The organism is Xenorhabdus beddingii, assembly GCF_002127545.1.
GTDB lineage: Bacteria > Pseudomonadota > Gammaproteobacteria > Enterobacterales > Enterobacteriaceae > Xenorhabdus > Xenorhabdus beddingii.
The window spans coordinates 1-2,701 of sequence record NZ_MUBK01000076.1 but is presented as its reverse complement, the minus strand read 5'-3'; the positions used below and the strand labels follow the sequence as shown (position 1 = coordinate 2,701).

General features: G+C 42.2%; 2 protein-coding genes. Both read left to right on the top strand.

The genetic code is table 11. The features are described from left to right. Nucleotides 1–474 precede the first annotated feature (474 nt). Nucleotides 475–1,164, top strand: coding sequence for a FadR/GntR family transcriptional regulator (locus Xbed_RS18275; protein WP_086114254.1), 690 nt, complete (start codon nt 475–477; stop codon nt 1,162–1,164). Nucleotides 1,165–1,229: 65 nt separating this feature from the next. Beyond that, complete coding sequence (mdtD, locus tag Xbed_RS18270; protein WP_086114253.1) at nt 1,230–2,621, top strand: multidrug transporter subunit MdtD; 1,392 nt, start codon at nt 1,230–1,232, stop codon at nt 2,619–2,621. Nucleotides 2,622–2,701: the final 80 nt, after the last annotated feature.

Here is a 2,701-nt window from a genome sequence, read left to right as displayed (position 1 = left end):
AAGGTTTGATGCTCAAAGAATTGTTTACTGTTAGTTCGTAATGAATTAACTGTTTTAGTCACTCTTCAAGACTTGTTTAATCTTTTCGCCTTTCGGCGTCAGATAGGGTCTTGCGAGTGCCCACACAGATTGTCTGATTAATTTGTTAAAGAGCGTTGGCAACCGGACATTCGTTCCGGGTTGCGAGGCTGCGTATCTTACGCTTTTCGCCTCGGGAGTCAAGCGTTTATTTTCGCTTTCCTTCCCCTGTCCTTCGCGGCATGTTGCAGCTCAGCGTCGGTCAGTGGTGGCGCATTATAGGGAGTTTTCCGCGCCTGACAATAGTTTTTTTGCATTTTTTTTCCCGTTCGTGTTTTTTTTCAACAAATCTAACATTTTCGCTCCTTTTTCACCCTAAAAGTGATGAAATAGGCAACAATCATTAAATCAATGCAGTAGGATAACGAGTTAAATAAAAAGGGAGAGATGGCATCCATGCAGTTAAGAGAACAGAAAAATGTGGAAAAAAAGAATCTGTCCTATCTTTTGGCTGAACAGATAGGCCAACGAATTCTTTCAGGTGAATATACTGCGGGCAGTATTCTGCCTGGTGAGATGGAATTGACCAAACTCTTTGATGTCAGTCGAACCGCTGTAAGGGAAGCAATCAAGATTTTAATAGCTAAAGGCATGTTGTTATCTCGTCCAAGAGTCGGCACACATATTATGCCTATCAGCCATTGGAACTTTCTGGATCAAGATTTGTTAAGGTGGTGGATAACCCCCAATAATATTGATGAGATCATGACACATTTCCAACAATTGCGTCTGATTATAGAACCACAAGCCTGCTTCCATGCCGCCATCAACGCATCTCATAACCAAAAACAAACCATGTCCTCCTTAATTAAGGAGATGCACTTATTAACTAAACAGTTTGACCCAAAAAAGTGGATAGAAACGGATCAACAACTGCATCACACTATTTATCAGTCTTGCGGTAATCCATTTATTGCTTCTTTTGCTAATTTGTTTCAACCCGTATACCAACACTATTTTGAAAAAATCATTTCAGACAAAGCCTTCCACCTGAAAGCCCATAGTGCAATTGTTGATGCCATTATCCACGGCAACAGTCAACGGGCTTTAGAGGAATGCAAAAGGTTACTAATAACCAGAGAATAGTTTAATGTATTAAAATACCATGCATTGACTAATTATCGATCACTACGAAATAAACGGGATCTCTAATGGTTAAATCCGCACGCAGTATGTCGGGATTGCCTTGGGTTGCGGCCATGGCTTTTTTTATGCAGGCTTTAGATGCCACCATTCTTAATACCGCACTACCAGCCATTGCTAAGAGCCTTAATCATTCTCCATTAGCAATGCAGCCTGCCGTTGTTAGCTATACCTTAACTGTGGCGATGTTAATCCCCGTCAGCGGTTGGCTGGCCGATAGATTTGGTACTCAACGGGTATTCATCTATGCCGTTTTTTTCTTTTCTTTGGGTTCACTCGCTTGTGCTTTGTCCCACAATCTTTCTTTCTTAGTCATTTCCCGAGTGATTCAGGGAATAGGTGGGGCCATGATGATGCCTGTTGCACGTCTGGCATTACTAAGAACATACCCACGCAGTGAACTGTTGCCTATTTTGAATTTTGTCACCATGCCTGGGTTGCTGGGCCCAATTTTAGGTCCCATGCTCGGAGGTTTGTTAGTGACTTATGCCACATGGCATTGGATCTTCATCATTAATATCCCCATCGGGGTATTAGGCATTATCTATGCGATAAAGCATATGCCCAATTTGACCATGCCAAAATGCCCCTTCGATTTTCTGGGTTTCATACTGTTTAGTATGGGGTTGGTGATGATTTCAGTCAGCTTTGATTTATTTGGTGATAAATCTCTCTCAGACTATATTCCTGTGGCTTTGCTAACCAGCGGTATAATTATGCTGCTAGGGTACATTTTCCATGCCAAAAGGCATCCAACCCCTCTTATCAACCTCCGGCTGTTCCAGACGCACACATTTTCAATCGGTATCGCCAGCAATATTGTGACTCGCTTAAGTACGGGCTCGCTCTCATTTATCATTCCGTTGATGCTACAAGTAGGGTTTGGATACTCAGCGGTCATTGCAGGAATTATGATGGCACCAAACGCGATTGGTTCAATTTTCGCCAAATCTTTTGTTACCAAGATACTGACCAAATTTGGATATCGAAATACGCTTATTTGGGTCACGATTATTATTGGTGTGATGATTTCACAATTTTCTCTACAGACACCGGAAATACCTGTCGTATTTTTGATAATTCCTCTATTTATATTGGGAATGGCGATGTCTACACAGTTCACCGCGATGAACACGATTACGCTTGGTGATCTAAATGATAATAATGCAAGTGCGGGTAATAGCCTGCTAGCCGTCACTCAACAGTTATCCATCAGTTTTGGGATCACCATCAGCGCCGCAGTCCTTCGGTTTTATGAGTCAATGAACTATGGCTCAACGGTGAGCCATTTCCACTATACCTTGATTACGATGGGCATTATTACCTTGATTTCCTCTACTGTATTCCTGTTACTGAATAGAGAAGATGGCAATCACTTAATTAACCCGAATTCCGGATAAGGAATTGACGAAGTGCCTGTTCCAAGAGCAAAGTTTTGGTGCACACCAAAAACCGCTCTGGGGAGGAACAGGCAATGAAC